This is a genomic window from Bifidobacterium asteroides (genome assembly GCF_009683175.1).
Lineage (GTDB): Bacteria > Actinomycetota > Actinomycetes > Actinomycetales > Bifidobacteriaceae > Bombiscardovia > Bombiscardovia asteroides_H.
Window position 1 is genome coordinate 1 of record NZ_WKKW01000006.1, and the last position, 16,319, is coordinate 16,319.

The window sequence follows — 16,319 nt, forward strand, 5'->3', positions numbered from 1 at the left end:
AGCTATAAGTAGCACAAACACGCTCTTGAGTTCTCAAACCACCACCACACCAACAAGCCATTCAACTTCCTCCCGGAAGAAGAACCGCCGTGTTGAGCAGCAAGAGATAAACTTACCACGAGCCGACCAAAACGCAACTCGGCACTCCTATGAAGTCCCTCAAAACAAGCAATAACAAGCCCTCAAACGGCGTGTCGTTACATGTTCCTTTCTAACTTTGAGTCTCCCGAAAATGGGCCTTCAGCTCACGCTCCTCGCTCCATGCACACATTTTATTCACAAAGTATTGTTCAGGCCACTGCTGAATCAGCATGTCAGAATAGCCCTTTCATGGTCCTTTTGAATTTTGGTCACAGGCAGCCATACCCGTGCGGAGCTCTCTCTCGGCCTTCAATCATTAGTCATCCACAACGCAAGAATGTCAGTGCTGATATAAATGCATATTCGCGCACCATGTAGGCCTTCGACTCATAGAGTCTATTAACGGATGGTAAGACGGGTGTATGAGCACAACAATTGCAGTACTGACCGGTGCGGGCATCTCGACTTCCGCCGGCATACCGGATTTCCGCGGACCTGACGGGGTCTGGACCAAGCATCCTGACCAGATGAACGTTTATGACCTGGACCTGTTCATGAACGACAAGAAGCAGCGGGAGTATTCATGGCGATGGCAGAAGGAGTCGCCCGTCTGGAAGGCCCAGCCCGGAGTAGCCCACAAGGCACTGGCCAGGCTGGAGCAGGCAGGCATGCTGAACCTGCTGGCTACGCAGAACTTCGATGCCCTCCACGAGAAAGCCGGTAACTCCGAGGACGTCATCGTCAACCTTCACGGGACCATCGGCAGCTCCCATTGCATGAAGTGCGGCCAGGCATATCGGACGGCCGACATCATGGCCAAGCTTGATCAGGAGCCCGATCCACACTGCCACAAGCCCATGCCCTACCAGGGCAACATGCCATGCAATGGCATCATCAAGACTGATGTGGTCTACTTCGGTCAGGCCCTGCCCGAAGGAGCCATGGAAAAGAGCATGAGGCTAGCCAGCCAGGCTGATCAATTCTGGGTGATCGGTTCGACCTTGGAGGTGTATCCGGCGGCCTCACTGGTGCCGGTGGCAGCCCAAGCAGGTGTGCCAATCACCATCATGAACATGGGTTCGACCCAATACGATTCCCTGGCAACCCGACTCATCCACGAACCTATCGAAGAGGCACTGCCCAAACTCGTCGACAAAACCATCGCCGGGCAGAAATGATTCGCTGACTGCTCCGCGCAATTGGCAATTACTGGAGCAGACCTACAATCTGCAGATTTCTGATGGGCCCTGCAAGAACCTGCGGGGCCCGCTATGGCGTTTCTAGCGCCGTCTTCCGTCTCACCTCAGACAGACTCCGCCTATACCCGGTCCCCTGTCAGCGTCGTTTTGTTGGAACCCCGGTACCCCGCTGGCTTCAAGTCATACATCCCATCGGGGCCTTTTCATGCCCGATAGCATACTTTTGGTAGAGCCATAAGCCTGAAACGCCTTGTCCCAACAGAGCTCCGACGCTTCCGGCGAACCCGCTGGGCCATCATGGCGCACATGGCCAGCTGGGGCTCCCCCTTGGCAGCAGACGTTCAAGCGGGGGAGTGCCGAATATCCCGGAATGATCATGCGTGATCGCCGCGATCCCGCCGGTTCGGTTTCAGTCCCGTGTCATGCGCCGACGAGGTCGGTGTGGTGGGTTTCGGCATCCCGCTGGACGAGCATGCGGAAGTATTTGCTGCGGTTCTTCAGCCCCTCGCGCTTATGGCGGCGGATACGTATTCGTCCATGGGTTCGCTCAAGCGCAGGCTGTGCTGCACTTTCGGCTTCCTGCCCTGTTCGCGCTGCTCAATCGATGGGCGCCCCATCAGGGTGGCGAACAGCTTTGTGGTGTCCGTGTCGGGGTCGAGCTTGGTCTGGCTGATCCTCTTGGCTTCCTCGCCGCCCCATGCGGCAACCGACGGCTTCGAGGGGGACTGGTCGAGCCGGTCCATGCGTTTCTCGTATTCGCTTGCCTCCATGATCGCGCGTCGTATTTTCTTGTCGCTCATTGCCGTTTCCTGTCCGGCGCCTGCTTTCGTGCCATGGCAGGGCAGGGTGCTTTGCCATAGTGGTTCTTTCTTGCCTGGTCGGCTGGAATGGTGCCTGTTGCCATGGCAGGCGGCGCTGGTGGAGGTAGTTTTACTTGTCATCGCTACGAGTTTCCAGGTTGGGATATGTGACCTCGTCATGTTGGCATCCCGACCAAGGGCCATTATGGGACCGCGAAGAGTACTGGATACGTCACAATTCAAGCAAATAGCAATAAATAGGCTGTCGCTCGGACTGGCCGCGTTACCTCAGACAATCAGTGCTACTGTGGTGTATAACTCACTTACGAGTATCAGGTATGCAATGACGTGATGCCTGGTATCACTTAGTGAACGAGGTGCTGGCACATATTTACCGGCATGTACCCGCAGGATTTCTCTTTGTTTTGGGTGGGTGAGGTGATTTGCGAATTCACTGGATTCAACGGTTGACGATTTGGGCTTCCTTGATTCTCACCATGGTGGTGACATTCGAGATGCTTATCACCATCGACCAGGAGCTTCCGGCAGGTACCGGTACCTCTTTCACCGTCGAGAGGGTTGATACCGCGACGAAGGCGGATGCTGTGCGTGCGATTGCTCAAGCATCAAGAAATTTAGGGATTAATGTCTTCAAAATCCAACCTTCATTTCGTGATTCAATGAAGTCTCGTGTTCTCGTGGCCTTTGTGGGTGACCAAAAGTCTTTTCAACGAAATGGAGGGTACGATTATCCTTCCTTTTCAACGCGTGACCAGTCAACGAAAGTAGTTTCTTTTGAGGAGATTACCACCCAGGACTTGCGCGGAAGGTATGCGACCAATGCGGATAGGTCGCATATGGAACAGCTCGCCAAGGCTTTGTCACGTTCCCGGATAGTGGTTGACGAATCACAAAGCCTCTGGTCACGAGGCCTCTGGATAGGTGCGACGATATATGCGTTAGGGAGGGGTGGCCTTTGGGCGGGAGTCGCCATCATCGCCATCACGTTGGTGGTTTCCACCGCGTATTCCCTGTCCAGGAACAGGAAGATACATGCGATCAAGGCGATGCACGGTTATACCAGCGGAAGGATACTCGTCGGCGAGCTGGTTTCACTGCTCGCCACGCTCGTCGTGGGATTGATGACGATTGCCTTGGTGGGATTGCCTTTCCTCTGGCTTATCAATAACTTCCACCAGATTTGGCGACTCCTTCGAGGGCTGTTTATCGCCGTGGCTGTATTGACAGCATATCTTGTCTTCCTGACGTTGGTTTTAGGCGGTGCCAGTACATTCCGCAATCGAATACCCGCCGTTCTCAACGGAGAGGGTAACGAACTCCGTGATGGCGTCATCGCGGGTTTTGCCCAGTTCATGGTGGTGGCTGTTCTCTTTGGCACCATCAGCGGGTCTCTGAATAGAATCAGCGCAATACAGAGCACCAGCCGGTCCTTGGCACAATGGTCTCGCATCTCGGATCAATATGTCCTCAGATTGTCAGTCAACACCAACACCCCACACGAGGATAATCTCCGGACAGCGCCTCCCCTGATGAAAGTGATCGAGGATCTTGACAGCAGAGGGAAGGCAATGCTGGTCGGGTATAACGGTGACTCCGTTTTTCCCGCTGATGGGAACAATGATCCTTATGAACCGGACGGATCCGATTCGATGATAGTGAGCCCGAACTATCTAGACAAACAACCCATTGCCGGACTTGATGGGAAACCGGTTAGGGTGGTTGGAAACGATGTCGGGGCTTTCACACTCCTGGTGCCTTCATCATATAAAGGGGACCCCGGAGCCTTGTTGAAGAAATATGCCGAATATTTCAAGACACAGTGCCAACTGGGTGTTACCCAGAAACAGAAACCATATTCCTGTAGCCCTCACGGCGTCCTGGTCCGCACACGTTCGGGCCAAGACATATCCCTCTTCTCGGGGACCCAGTTCATGCCTGCGGAAGATCAGCAGAGGCTGTCTTTGAAGGATCCGGTGGTAGCCGTCACATCCCCATCGTCAGGGTTGATCAGCCCCATGGTATACCTGTCATACACATCAAGCGATAGTGTATTGTTCTCCGATCCGGAACTCCTGCAAAGCAAGCTGGACCATTATGGAATCTCCGGATACTTCCAGGGTATTGATAACGCCAAGGACTCCGTGGCGTATACGTTGTCATTATCCCGGAACGAGCAACGTGGGGACATCATAGCCATATCGTTCGGTCTGGCCGCTGCCATGATGGCCATCCTTGTGTGCTCGGCCGCGTATTGTGCAAGACGACGCAGACTCTCCTTCGTTCAATTCATCCATGGATACGGGTTTTTCAGAAGACATGGAAGCTTTCTTATCATGCAGAATATTGGGATGCTGCTGACCCTCATGGCAGTCGGCATTATCGGCTCGATGAACAAGGTTGCGGATCTGGTGGCTGGAACATTGCTCTTCGCTGTATCCAGCCTCATCATGGCCATTACCGTATCGGTATACGAATCAAGGTTCCGTGCCGACGACATTAAACGCCCGTGAATCCACGGTGCGGAGGGAGATGCATATGACAGACGCAGGCAGGCAGCCGACATTGAAAGTCGAAGGACTTACCAAGAGATTTGCAGAACACACCTTATGGTCGAGACTGTCCTTCGACGCTGGACCTGGTTCCATAATCGCAGTGAGCGGGCCGTCCGGTGCAGGCAAAACGACCCTGCTCAACTGCGTCGGCTTGTTGGAGGACTTTGATGAAGGATCGGTCACTTACAACGAAGGGACATTCCGTTCCGGTTATTTGCATAAGAGCCGGAAGGGGCAGCGAGTGTGTCTTCGCGAAAACATAGGATTTCTATTCCAGAACTATGGTCTTGTCGAACAGTGGAACGTGTCGCATAACCTGCAGATTCCCCTCAAAATGAAGAAGCGCGAGCATCGCAAAGAATGGGATGAACGAATCGAAAGCGTGCTTGACATCGTCGGGATGAATGGCTCACAGAAGAAAAAGATATACACCCTATCGGGCGGGGAACAACAGAGAATCGCCCTCGCCAGGCTCCTGCTCAAACAGCCGAATGTCATTCTTGCAGACGAACCGACCTCTGCGCTGGATCAGGACAACGCCAACGTCGTAATACGCATACTGTGCGAACTTGCCCAACAAGGCGCTGCCGTCATCATCTCAACACACAATGAGGAAATAAAGCAAATCTGTACGTCGATTATCGAAATAGGCTGATATACCCACACCCTCCACCCGCAGACCGTGGCGACTCCGGGGAAGGGACTCCGCCTGCGATAAGACGCAAGCCAGCACAAGAATCGCCATAGAATGGCCCTTTAAGAACCAGCAAGTCCCATCAGCCAAGTCCAGCAAAGGCATCGGCGATTCCGACTGTTCTCTCGGCGATAATCATTGTCCATCATTGTCCCCGAACATCGGATGCCAGGCACAGGCACCGGATCCAATCGGGACATAGTGCTCAGTAGTTCTGATGGACCTGGAAGCCTCGACTGCGCAAGGTATCCAGAATCTGGGTGATGTGATCGGGGCCGTTGGTCTCCACAGTCACCTCCAAGAGCACGCCGTTGTCATAGTGGCCGGAGGATTTGAACTGATCGTGGTTGAGCTCGATCACATTGGCACGCAGATCGGCCAGGACCGTGGCCACTTTGACCAGCTGGCCAGGTACGTCGGGCAACTCCACGCCGAACTGCATGATGCGCCCGCGGGAGATCATCCCCCGCTGGATGACAGCACCCATGGTGACCGTATCGATATTGCCGCCCGAGATGATGGGGACGATCACATGCGGCCCCGGGGCCGACCGGAATACATCGGACTGCAGATCCAACTGGCCCAGCGCAGCAAGAGAGACGGCACCAGCTGCCTCGACCACCAGTTTGTGCTTCTCCAGCATGAATAGAATCATCTCGGAGATGTCGCTTTCAGTCACCTGGACCAGATCATCCATATAGCGGCTGAGCAGAGCATAGTTCAAATCGCCGGGACGTCTGACGGCAACACCCTCGGCAGCCGTACGAATCCGATCCGCTGCGACCACATGACCAGCTGTCAGAGATTCACGCCAGGCCGGGGACCCGACCGGGGTGGCTCCAATGACTCTGACCTCAGGCTTGAAGGTCTTTACGGCGAGCGCCACTCCGGCGCCCAGCCCACCCCCACCCAGGGGAACCACGATATCGGTGACATCGGGCACATCCTGAAGAATCTCCATGGCGATGGTCCCTTGGCCGCAGACGACCTCGTAGTCGTCAAAGGGCGGGACGAAGGTCATGCCGCGATCGCGTGCCAGGCCCAGGGCGTACTCGGAACTTTCATCGAAGACCTCACCCTGCAGGACAACCTCGGCACCATAGGCCCGAGTGGCATCGACCTTGAGGGGCGGCGTGATTCGGGGCATGACGATGGTGGCCTTCGCGCCACGGCTGCGTGCGGCAAAAGCCACCCCCTGGGCATGATTGCCAGCGGAAGCGGTGACGATACCGCGGTCCAGCTCGTCCTGATTCAGCGAGGCCACCTTGTTGTAAGCTCCGCGAATCTTGAAAGATCCGGTCAGCTGCAGATTCTCCGGCTTGAGCAGAACGCGATGGCCTATCCGAGCACCCAGGTCATCGGATTTCTCGATAAGAGTATGGCGGGCTACACCTTCCAGACGTTGGGCGGCTTTGCGCAGATCAGCGGCATGATCGGCCTGAAGACAGGCTGTGATTGTTGAAGTATCCATGCTCCAAGTATGGTCGGCCGGACCCGACCAATGGGGTCAGCCGTCAACATGGTGGACACCCAAACTTATCGAAAAACAAAAACCTGCGGGCAATCGGACGTTTGGACACCCGAAGACCGGACAATTATGAGAGCAAACCTGAAACAAGCAGACCGATAGCTAGGCGAAGCACCAGCCCGCCCGTGAACTTGACGGACTTCACGAGCGGTCACCGGTGATGGCTAACAGTCGCAGGTGATGGCTTGCGGTCGTCTGCCTTACTTGTCGTCAGTGAGCCGGGCATGCGCCTCGTCGACCACGGTATGGTCGTCGCGGAAGTCGTGGGAGGCCACAGGCTCATTAACGTCACGGGCCACACCGGCACCCAGGTCGGCCAGCAGCAGAGTGACCGCGGTCGGATCGTTGACCCGCAGCCGGGCCTTGGTCTGGCCGGGCCCGACCTTGATTGTCCAGCCCTTATCAGGCATAACGGCGAACATGGTCTCGTCCGTCTCATCGTCGCCCAGGGCCATCATGAAGTCGTAGTCGCCGCTGTTGACGAAGGGCAGGATGGCCTGGCCCTTGCTGGTGGCCACAGGGGTGACCTCGACGACCTTGGAGTTCTCCATGATCATCAACCCCAGGCCGACCACTACTCCGCGCAGGCGATGGAGCAGATCCTGACGTTCCTGGTCGGCCACCTGGGCATCGCTCATCCGGTAGTGCCAGGCCACCGCATCGGACTTGCTCTCCACAAAGGAGTTGGGGACCCTGGTGGCCGACTCATCCATGATGGGCCGGATCACCTTCTGCCAGGTATCGGAGTCGGGCAGGCCTTGCGCCCGCTGCCACTCGTCCGAGTCGCTGCCGGGCAGGTTGCGGTTCCAGGCGCCATGCTCGGCAATCAGCCCCACCGGCAGGTCACCGAACCAGTCCTGCATGATCTGATGGCTGCGGCCGGAGACCAGCAGGAAGTCCACATCGGGATTGCTTCCCACCTGGGTCAGCAGGCGGCGAAGGGCCTGGGTGGGCTTGGCCCGCTCAGGACGGCGAACAAGCGGGGTCAGCGTCCCGTCATAGTCGCACAGGACCAGACGACGATGGGCGCCGTCCCACTGACGAACGATGGCGTTGTGGTGATCCATACGCAGCCTCCTGTCTGTCATACCCGGAATGGACACCTGCCGCAGGGAGTCGAGGAACGAGGTGCACCAGTTGGCTGCGGTGCGCACCTTGAGTCGGGCCTGCATGCGGATGTTGCGCCGCTTGGACTCCTCGGGGGTGATCTCCAGGGCGTTGTGCAGGGCCTCGCAGACCATGTCGATGTCGTAGGGATTGACGATGAAGGCATCGGTCAGCTCGTCGGCAGCCCCGCACATGTCCGACAGGACCAGGGTGCCGTCGCGTCCGTCATGGCAGGCCAGGTACTCCTTGGCCACGAGGTTCATCCCATCGCGCAGGGGGGTGACCAGGGCTACGTCGCCGGCCGTGTAGATGCCGCAGACCGGCTTGATGGACAGGGAGCGGGTGATGTAGTGGATAGGGGTCCAGGCCAGCAGGGAGTAGCGGCCGTTGATCTCCCCCACCAACTGGTCCACCTGGGCCTTGAGCCGCTGATAGGACTCGACGACCTCCCGCGAGGGGGTGGCCAGCAGGTAGTAGGTGACATGGCCCACCCACTCAGGGTACTTGTCCAGCATGCGGCCGAAGGCCTGAAGCCGTTCGGGCAGACCCTTGGTGTAATCCAGCCGATCCACCGAGACGATGACCTTGTTGGAGCGGCTGCCCACCGAGGAGGCCGCCTGCTTGGCCAGCGTGGACTCGGGGATGTCCTTCTCCATGTAGTGGCTCCACCAGTTGGCGTCCGATGTGGCGGCTTCGTTGGCCGCCACGCCCTCGGCAGTCACCGAGGTGCGGTAGCGATGACGGGGGGACTTGCCGCAGACCTCGTCGATTCCTCGACGCATGGCCCGGGCCAGGCCGGAGTGGGCGGTACGCCGGTAGAGGTTGTAGTCGATGCCGATGGGGAAGGCGTCGATGGCTGCTCGGTGGCCGTCAGGCATTTCGACCACGCCGTCCCGGTTGACCGGCAGTTCGGGCAGCAGCCTGTGCAGCGAAGCCAGGAAGCTGGCGGAGAAGTCCACCGTATGGAAGCCGATCAGGTTGGCGCCCAGGACGCCCTCCAGGATCTCGCGGCTCCATGGCAGGGAGCGGAAGATCTCGGCGCTGGGGAAGGGCACGTGCAGGAACCAGCCGATGGAGGCATCAGGGTAACGTTCGCGCAACATCTTGGGCAGGAGCATCAGGTGGTAGTCCTGGACCCAGATGGTGTCGCCCTTGCGGATGAGCGGCTCCACCACCTGCGCGAAACGCATGTTGACCTTGCGGTACATCTCCCAGTCCTCCTGGCGGAAGACGGCCTCGTGCGAGAAGTCATGGAAGAGCGGCCAGAGGGTGTTGTTGGAGAACCCGGCGTAGTATCCGTTCAGCTCCTCCTTGCTCAGGAATATAGGAATGCACCGGCTCTCCCGGTAGGCCTGACGGATGCGGTCCAGCTCCTTTTCCGAGTACTTCTGAGGATCGATGCCGCTCCAGCCGATCCAGAGGCAGTCCTTATGGGAACGGTGATAGGGGCCGATGGCCGTGGCCAGTCCCCCCACGTTCTGGCGCAAGGTGTAAGAGCCGTCCTCCTGTGCCTGCAAGGACATGGGCAAACGGTTGGAGACGATGATCAGACGAGACATGCAACCCGCTTTCTTTTCCCGTCCGCGCCGGAATCGTCGGGATTGACCACGGCGCGGACCCATAGCCCCGGGACCCGGGGACCCAACCGGTCCGTACAGGCCCATCAGGGCATCGCTGACTTCCACTCTAGCCGGGAAAACGTGCCGACGGCGGGGTTTTCCTCAGAGTCGGTAGACGAAGCCCTCCCAGGGGGAGAGGCGGCCGGTCAGCAGGGAGCTGGCGGTTTGCTCCGGTCTGTAGGTGGATATGAGGATCCGATCGGGGTCCACCGCTCCGAGGGCCATGGAGGTGAATCCGGTTTGGTCCAGGCCCAGAAGTGCGGCGGTTTCAGGCGGCAGTGAGGCCGGGCGGCTGCTCAGATTGACCACAACCAGCAGGCGCTGGCAGGGCAGGGCGTCCAGAACGCTGTCAGCCTCGGGTCCCGACTTGGGCTCGGGCGCCTGGTCCAGGGAACGGGTGAATGAGTAGATCTGGTCCGCATCCGGATCCAGAAGGGTGAAGTCACCGGCCGCCACGACCGGATTGGTGTGCCGCAGGCGGATCAGCTCCCGGTAGAAGGCCAGGACCGAATCCGGATCACGCTGCTCAGTCTTGGCGTTGACCTTGTCCCTATTGGGGTTGACGGCCAGCCAGGGCTCCTTGGGGGCGTATGGAGCCGTGAAGCCGGCGAACCTGGTGGAATCCCACTGCATGGGGGTGCGGGCATTGTCGCGGCTCATATAGGCCAGGGCGGCCATCATGGACTCCGGATCCTGCTCGTGCGCCTGGTCGACCCGCTGGTGGTAGAGGTTGATGGACTCCAGATCCTGGTATTGGTCCAGGCTGGTGAAGCCGGCGTTGGTCATGCCCAGCTCCTCGCCCTGATAGATGTAGGGGGTCCCCCGGTGCATGTGCAAAAGGAGCCCCAGGGCCTTGGCCGAACGCGAGCGCAGCTCCTCGCTGGAGGTGTCGCCCCAACGGGAGACGATCCTGGGCTGGTCGTGGTTGTCGAAGTAGAGGCTGGCCCATCCGGCCTTGGCCACAGCCTGCTGCTGCTCGTCCATGGCCGCCTTGAGCCGGGAGACCTGGAAGGGGCGGATGTCCCACTTGCTGTCCCCCGTGTCAACCTCGGTCTGGGTGAAGAGGAAGAGCATGTCCAGCTCGTGGCTGGCGGGATCGGTGATCTGCCCGCTGCGGGCAGGTGCCAGGCTGGGAGCCTCCCCCACGGTCAGGTAGCCCTGTCGGCCTTGGAAGACCTGGCTGCGCATCTGTCTGAGGAATTCGTCCAGCCTGGGGCCGTCCACGCAGAAGGGCACCGAGGACGAGTATCCCTCGGGCCCTACAGGACCGTCAGCGATGGCCGATCCATCCTCGCCAGGCAGACGCCCCTCTGAGTCGACGGTCTTGGAGATCATGACGATCACATCCATGCGGAACCCGTCGATACCCCGGTCCATCCACCAGTTCATCATGTCGAAGACGGCCTGCCGGACCTGGGGGTTCTCCCAGTTGAGGTCGGGCTGCTTCTTGGAAAACAGGTGCAGGTAGTATTCGCCGCGCTGCGGATCGTACTGCCAGGCGGAGCCTCCGAAGTAGGACCCCCATTGGTTGGGCTCTGCGCCCGGGGTGCCGGGTTCGTGGCCAGCCTTGGCGGGACGCCACCAGTACCAGTCGGCGTGCGGGTCGTCCTTGTTGCGGGAGGCCTGGAACCAGGCGTGTTCGTCCGAGGTGTGGTTGACCACCAGGTCCATGACCACCTTGATCCCCCGACGGTGGGCCTGGTCCAGAAGCTCGTCCATATCGTCCATGGTGCCGAAGATGGGGTCGATGTCCTGGTAATCGGCGATGTCATAGCCGTTGTCGTCCTGGGGGGACTTGTAGACCGGGCTCAGCCAGATCACGTCCACGCCCAGGTCGGCCAGGTAGTCCAGCCGTTGGGTGATGCCCGGCAGGTCGCCGTAGCCGTCGCCGTTGGTGTCCTGGAAGGACCGTGGATAGATCTGGTAGACCACCGCGTTGGCCCACCAGGGATTGGGGGTGGCTCCGTTGGTCCGTACCCGATCGGTCAGCTGCATGCGTTCTTTCTGGGTCATGGTCCTCCTCACGAAGATTGGATTCCTGGGACTTCCTTGTTCTGTGACCTCCACTATAGGCTGCCCTGACCGCCTTTCCTGGCGGGCTACTTGACAGCTCCTCTCATAACGCCGCTGATGACCCACTTCTGTGCGAACAAGTAGACGATCAGGATGGGCGCCAGAGCCATCAGGTAGCTGGAGAAGGCCATCGGATAGTTGGTGGCGAACTGGGAGCTGAAGACATACTGCGCCAGAGGGATGGTCTGGCTGGTCTGATCCGTCAAAACGATCAACGGCATGAGGAAATCGTTCCAGGCCCAGAGAGCCGTGGTGATGGCGATGGTCGCATTGATCGGACCCATCAGAGGGAAGATGATGGTCCAGAATATCCTCCAGGTACCTGCGCCGTCCAGGCGGGCGGCCTCCTCAAGAGCGGTGGGGATGGATCGGATGAACCCCGTGGCGATGAAGAGGTTGGTGCCCAGGCCCAACACCACGTAGAGCAGGATCAGACCGGGCACGTTGTCCAGGTGCCAGCTGCCGAACTGCTTGGCGATGGGAAGCATGACCACAGGGAAGGGGACGAACATGGCCGCGATGAAGAAGTAGTAGAGGAAGCGGAAGAAGCGCTTGTCCATATTCCTGGCTACGGCATAGGCCACGAAGGTGTTGGTCAGCAGGGTGAGTGCCACTGCGCAGACCGTGACGATGGCCGAATTCAGCGCAGCCTTGGGATAGTTGACCTTGTTCCAGGCATCGGCGAAATTGTGCCACTGCCAGGAAGAGGGCAGACTGAAGGTTCCGGCTTCCGCAGGGGTCTTCAGAGCCGTGACCACGGTGAAGTAGAGCGGCACAAGAATCGTCAGGGAGAGCACAGCCACGGTGGCAGTCAGCCACCAGTTGACCCTTTTGAGGCGTGATCCCGGGAATCCCCGATGCCGCCTTCCCCCTCTTCCTGCTGATTGTGCCGGTGTCTGAGGCTGCATAAGCGCTGTCTGTGCCATATCAGATCTTCTCCCCTCTTCTGGAAATGCCCAGCTGGATGAACGCAATCACGGCCAGGACGATGAAGAACATGACCGCGTTGGCTGTCTGGTAGGCGTACTCGCCTCCGGTAAGGCCGCCCTTGTAGATGAGGTAGGTGACTGTTTCCGTCCTGGAATCAGGTCCTCCTGCGGTCAGGGCCACCACCTGATCGAAGGTGTTGAAGGCATTCTTCAGAGTCAACACCAGATTGATGGTGAAGAACGGGCCAATCAGGGGGAAAGTGACCCTCCAGAATTTCTGCCACTCGTTGGCGCCATCGATGGATGCGGCCTCATAGACCTCTGAGTCGATGGTCTGTAGACCCGCCAGATATATCAGGGTTGAATAAGCCACCGCCTGCCAGACCGAGAGGAAGACGATGGGGATCCATGCATAGTGCTCGCTGGTCAGCAGGGACTGGGAGAGCCAGCCGATGCCCAGGGCCTTGCCTAGAGCCGGCAGGGGCGTCATGAAGATGTATTTGAAGACATAGCCGATGACCAGAACCGAGAGCGTGTAGGGGATGAAATAGATGACCCGGAACCCGTTCTTGAAGGCGATCTTTCCATTCAGCGCCACCGAGATGAACAGGGCGATGAAATTGACCAACAGGGTGATCAGGATGGCGATCAACAGAGTGAACAGGTAGGCGTGGCCCACGCGGCCATCACGGAAGAGGGCGCCGTAATTCTTGAAGCCGATCCATGAGAAACGCCCGTATCCCTGGGAATTCGTAAAGGAGTAGGCCACACCCTGGAGGAAGGGCACATAGAGGAAGAGCGCAAAAATCAGAGCGGCGGGGACCGCCATCCAGTAGAAGGCGCGGTCCACCTTGCGATTGGAGAACCTTGAAGGCCGCTTTCTGGCCTTGGCTGTTACGTCAGCAGTGTGGACGCCGACGGTCTTGGATTGTGCCATGTCTGAGTCCTGACCTTTCATCATTGGAAGTTCCTTGCTTGGACCTTGTCCCATTCGTTCTGCATGGAACCGATGAAGCCATCCACATCCCCCTTGGTGACCATGGTCTGCAGATAGCCGCCGATATTGATGGAAGAGGGGATGTAATGGTCGCAGAAGTCGGCCAAGCGGTTCTGTTGGAAGAAGGGAAGAACCCCGTTCAGGGCCGGATCGCCTGCCTCCACCTTTCTGGTCGGCGTGAAGGCCGTCTGGGCCTTTGCATACGTGCGCAGCTGCCGGGGCTGCATCAGATAACGGATCAGCCGCATGGCCTCCTTGGGATGCCTGGTGGTGGCACCCATGGTCAGCATGACATCGTCGCCGGCCGTCAGTATCTGCCGGGAGGGGGAATCATTCGCAGGCATCTGGGCGAATCCGAGGTCCACATCCGGATTGATCATCCTGATTTGCGGTATGGCGTATGTTCCCAGGGGAAGAATCGCCACCTTGCCCTTGGCCATGTTCTGGGTGCCCTGCTGGTAGGTAACGCCCTTGTCGCCGGTGGAATGGCTGAAGAGCTCGACCTCGCGCCGGGCCGGCTGTGTCCACAGGGTCTTGAAATCGGTTTTCCCAGCCAGTAGATCCCTGTACTTGCTCTCGGGGACCAGGGTTCCCGCCAGAGATGCCAAAGGGGCCTGGGCGGTCCAGGAATCGGAGAGGGTTCCCTGCACAGGTTCGATGCCCTGGTCCTTGAACTTGTCCATGACGGCCGTGAACTCCGACCAAGTGCGCGGCGGATTGTCAGGGTCGACCCCTGCCCTTCGCCAGAGCGTCTTGTTGTATATGTATCCGCTTGCGTTGCCGGCAAAGGGCAGGCCATACAGGCGCTTGGCCGAAGGATCCTTGGTCTGGACCAGATTCCTGGCTATCGACACCATGCCTGGATTGAGCTCCTTGACCAGGGGATCATCAGTGAAATCATGGAAGACCCCGGATGCTGCGAACATGCCGAAGCTGATATCACCGTTGAAGGTGATGACATCGGGCACCCGGTTTTTGACCAGACGGGTGCGCAAATCCGTCTGGGCGTCGGCCGAATTGTTGATGTTCACCCTGATGTCGGGATTCTCCTTCTCGAATTGTGCCACCATGGCCTTGAACTGGTCGGCGGCCTCGAACTTGAACTGGAAGAAGTCCAGAGTGACCAGGCCTGAATCCGCGGAGCCGCAGCCCGCCATGGCCACGAGAGTCAACAGAGCCAGGAGTGAGGCGACTCCGTTGCGGACCCAGGCCGATATTCGGCCAAGCCCGGATCCTTTCCTACTGCCGATATCCTTCATCTTTGGCTCCTTTACCATCTGCACGGGCAACTGTGACCTAGATGATTCTGCGGACCAGCATAGGGTACCGGGATATTTCATTCCCAGCTCCGGCGAGTTCCTTTCGTTAAGAAAGTAATTAGGATAGGCTATTCAGTATAGGGAGGTTTGTCCGTAAGGAGGCGTCGTGGCCGACAGAGACAACCAAATATCAAACCAACACGGGGATGCTGACCACTCAGGGGAAGCACGGCCGTTCCCAACCTGGTTCACGGCCTCCAAATACACCCACCGCATCGCCATTGAGATCCTCCAACACGGTCCGATCTCCAGAGTGGCTCTGGCGCGGCGATTCAATCTGACCCAGGGCGCCGTATCACGTATCACCAACGATCTGACCCATCTCGGGGTCATCCGGGAAGCCGGCACTCTACCGCAGGCAGACGAACCAGGAAGACAGGATGGCCGCAAGCATAGTTCCAGCAGCGTAGGCAGACCGCAGCAGGCCTTGGTCATCCGCCGGGAAGCCAAGACCTTCATCGGCATAAACCTTCACGGTGGCACCGCGCTGGCCACGGCGACGGACCTGGCCTGCCGACCCGTCGGCCGGTCCCACAGTCATCACATTCGGCAACGGAGCCCGGGCCAGGTCGTAAGGATGCTGTCAGACCTAACCCAAGATTGCGTGCGCGAGATCAGCCAGGCCGGGCTGCCCAGCCCCTCCGGCCTGGCCATCTCCCTGGGCGGACGGGCGGAGCGAGACAGGGTCGTCACCTATGCCCCCTTCCTGCATTGGAGCGAACCCGTTGACCTTGCCACCCAGATGGAGAGCACATGTGATCTGCCTTGTCTGGTCTTCAACGATCTCGATGCCCTGGCCCTGTACGAAGGATGGTTTGGCGAAGGCATCGGGCTGGACCGGTTCGCTCTGATCACCATGGGATCCGGCATTGGCTATGCCCTAAGCGAGCGCGGCATGCCCGTCTCCTCACCGGACGAGGGTTTTGGGCTGATCGGCCATCAGCTGGTGGATCCGGATGGGCCGGTCTGCTATCTGGGCCATCGTGGCTGCGCCCAGTGCCTGACTACAGGATCCCTGGCTGAGCAATACTCGCATGCCATCGGACAAGCTGCCGGCTTTGACAAGTTGGTCAAAGACCTGGAGGAGGACATGCCGCAGGCTGAGACCCTGCTCAATCTGACCGGTTATCGGCTAGGGGTGTTGATCGCCCTGGTGGCCAACGTGGCCCTGCCCGACAAGGTTCTGGTGGGTGGAGAGACTTCCTATCTGATGAAGAGATGCATCGAATCCGTACGCAAGGGCACGGCCTCATTCCGCCACAGCCAGATGGTCGAGGTCCCCGTGAAGATCATCGACGGCGACTGGCTCCGTTGGGCCCAAGCCCCCGCAGCCAGAGCAATCGCCCGGTATCTGCAGGGTTCCGAAGAGGCCGATAAGCCCGAATGAATCGGGAAACGGC

At 58.8% G+C, this 16,319-nt stretch carries 11 protein-coding genes; 4 read left to right on the forward strand and 7 right to left on the reverse strand.

What is annotated here, in order from left to right:
* Nucleotides 1-503: 503 nt before the first annotated feature.
* Complete coding sequence (locus GKC41_RS07765) at nt 504-1,259, forward strand: Sir2 family NAD-dependent protein deacetylase (RefSeq protein WP_154313695.1); 756 nt, start codon at nt 504-506, stop codon at nt 1,257-1,259.
* Between the two features lie 518 nt (nt 1,260-1,777).
* Here GKC41_RS07765 and GKC41_RS07770 read toward each other — a convergent pair.
* Complete coding sequence (locus tag GKC41_RS07770) at nt 1,778-2,080, reverse strand: hypothetical protein (protein ID WP_154313696.1); 303 nt, start codon at nt 2,078-2,080, stop codon at nt 1,778-1,780.
* 497 nt (nt 2,081-2,577) lie between these two features.
* Between GKC41_RS07770 and GKC41_RS07775 the strand changes: the two genes are divergently transcribed.
* Nucleotides 2,578-4,611 (forward strand): bacteriocin-associated integral membrane family protein, encoded by a 2,034-nt coding sequence (locus GKC41_RS07775; RefSeq protein ID WP_195760210.1) that lies wholly within the window; start codon nt 2,578-2,580, stop codon nt 4,609-4,611.
* Nucleotides 4,612-4,636: 25 nt separating this feature from the next.
* On the forward strand, nt 4,637-5,308 hold the full coding sequence (locus GKC41_RS07780; protein WP_154313698.1) for an ATP-binding cassette domain-containing protein: 672 nt from the start codon (nt 4,637-4,639) through the stop codon (nt 5,306-5,308).
* Between the two features lie 244 nt (nt 5,309-5,552).
* On the opposite strand, the gene ilvA is transcribed toward GKC41_RS07780, so the two are convergent.
* The 6 genes from ilvA to GKC41_RS07810 form a co-directional block, all read right to left on the reverse strand.
* Nucleotides 5,553-6,818 (reverse strand): threonine ammonia-lyase, encoded by a 1,266-nt coding sequence (ilvA, locus tag GKC41_RS07785; RefSeq protein WP_154313699.1) that lies wholly within the window; start codon nt 6,816-6,818, stop codon nt 5,553-5,555.
* Between the two features lie 257 nt (nt 6,819-7,075).
* Nucleotides 7,076-9,541, reverse strand: a complete 2,466-nt coding sequence (locus GKC41_RS07790) for a bifunctional alpha,alpha-trehalose-phosphate synthase (UDP-forming)/trehalose-phosphatase (RefSeq protein ID WP_195760211.1) — start codon at nt 9,539-9,541, stop codon at nt 7,076-7,078.
* 162 nt (nt 9,542-9,703) lie between these two features.
* Complete coding sequence (locus tag GKC41_RS07795; RefSeq protein ID WP_154313701.1) at nt 9,704-11,614, reverse strand: glycoside hydrolase family 13 protein; 1,911 nt, start codon at nt 11,612-11,614, stop codon at nt 9,704-9,706.
* Nucleotides 11,615-11,700: 86 nt separating this feature from the next.
* Entirely contained in the window at nt 11,701-12,600 is a 900-nt protein-coding gene (locus GKC41_RS07800; protein ID WP_229281726.1) for a carbohydrate ABC transporter permease, read from the reverse strand.
* A gap of 1 nt (nt 12,601) precedes the next feature.
* Nucleotides 12,602-13,540, reverse strand: a complete 939-nt coding sequence (locus GKC41_RS07805; protein WP_154313702.1) for a carbohydrate ABC transporter permease — start codon at nt 13,538-13,540, stop codon at nt 12,602-12,604.
* A gap of 20 nt (nt 13,541-13,560) precedes the next feature.
* Nucleotides 13,561-14,757, reverse strand: coding sequence for an ABC transporter substrate-binding protein (locus GKC41_RS07810; protein ID WP_418904399.1), 1,197 nt, complete (start codon nt 14,755-14,757; stop codon nt 13,561-13,563).
* 268 nt (nt 14,758-15,025) lie between these two features.
* Between GKC41_RS07810 and GKC41_RS08880 the strand changes: the two genes are divergently transcribed.
* Nucleotides 15,026-16,306, forward strand: a complete 1,281-nt coding sequence (locus GKC41_RS08880; protein WP_154313704.1) for an ROK family transcriptional regulator — start codon at nt 15,026-15,028, stop codon at nt 16,304-16,306.
* Nucleotides 16,307-16,319 lie beyond the last annotated feature (13 nt).

Coding starts and splice junctions, on each gene's coding strand:
- GKC41_RS07780 (WP_154313698.1), top strand. CDS start 4,637: ATGACAGACGCAGGCAGGCAGCCGACATTGAAAGTCGAAGGACTTACC.
- GKC41_RS07805 (WP_154313702.1), bottom strand. CDS start 13,540: ATGGCACAATCCAAGACCGTCGGCGTCCACACTGCTGACGTAACAGCC.
- GKC41_RS07765 (WP_154313695.1), top strand. CDS start 504: ATGAGCACAACAATTGCAGTACTGACCGGTGCGGGCATCTCGACTTCC.
- GKC41_RS07775 (WP_195760210.1), top strand. CDS start 2,578: ATGGTGGTGACATTCGAGATGCTTATCACCATCGACCAGGAGCTTCCG.
- GKC41_RS07795 (WP_154313701.1), bottom strand. CDS start 11,614: ATGACCCAGAAAGAACGCATGCAGCTGACCGATCGGGTACGGACCAAC.
- ilvA (WP_154313699.1), bottom strand. CDS start 6,818: ATGGATACTTCAACAATCACAGCCTGTCTTCAGGCCGATCATGCCGCT.
- GKC41_RS07770 (WP_154313696.1), bottom strand. CDS start 2,080: ATGAGCGACAAGAAAATACGACGCGCGATCATGGAGGCAAGCGAATAC.
- GKC41_RS07800 (WP_229281726.1), bottom strand. CDS start 12,600: ATGGCACAGACAGCGCTTATGCAGCCTCAGACACCGGCACAATCAGCA.
- GKC41_RS07790 (WP_195760211.1), bottom strand. CDS start 9,541: ATGTCTCGTCTGATCATCGTCTCCAACCGTTTGCCCATGTCCTTGCAG.
- GKC41_RS07810 (WP_418904399.1), bottom strand. CDS start 14,757: ATGGCGGGCTGCGGCTCCGCGGATTCAGGCCTGGTCACTCTGGACTTC.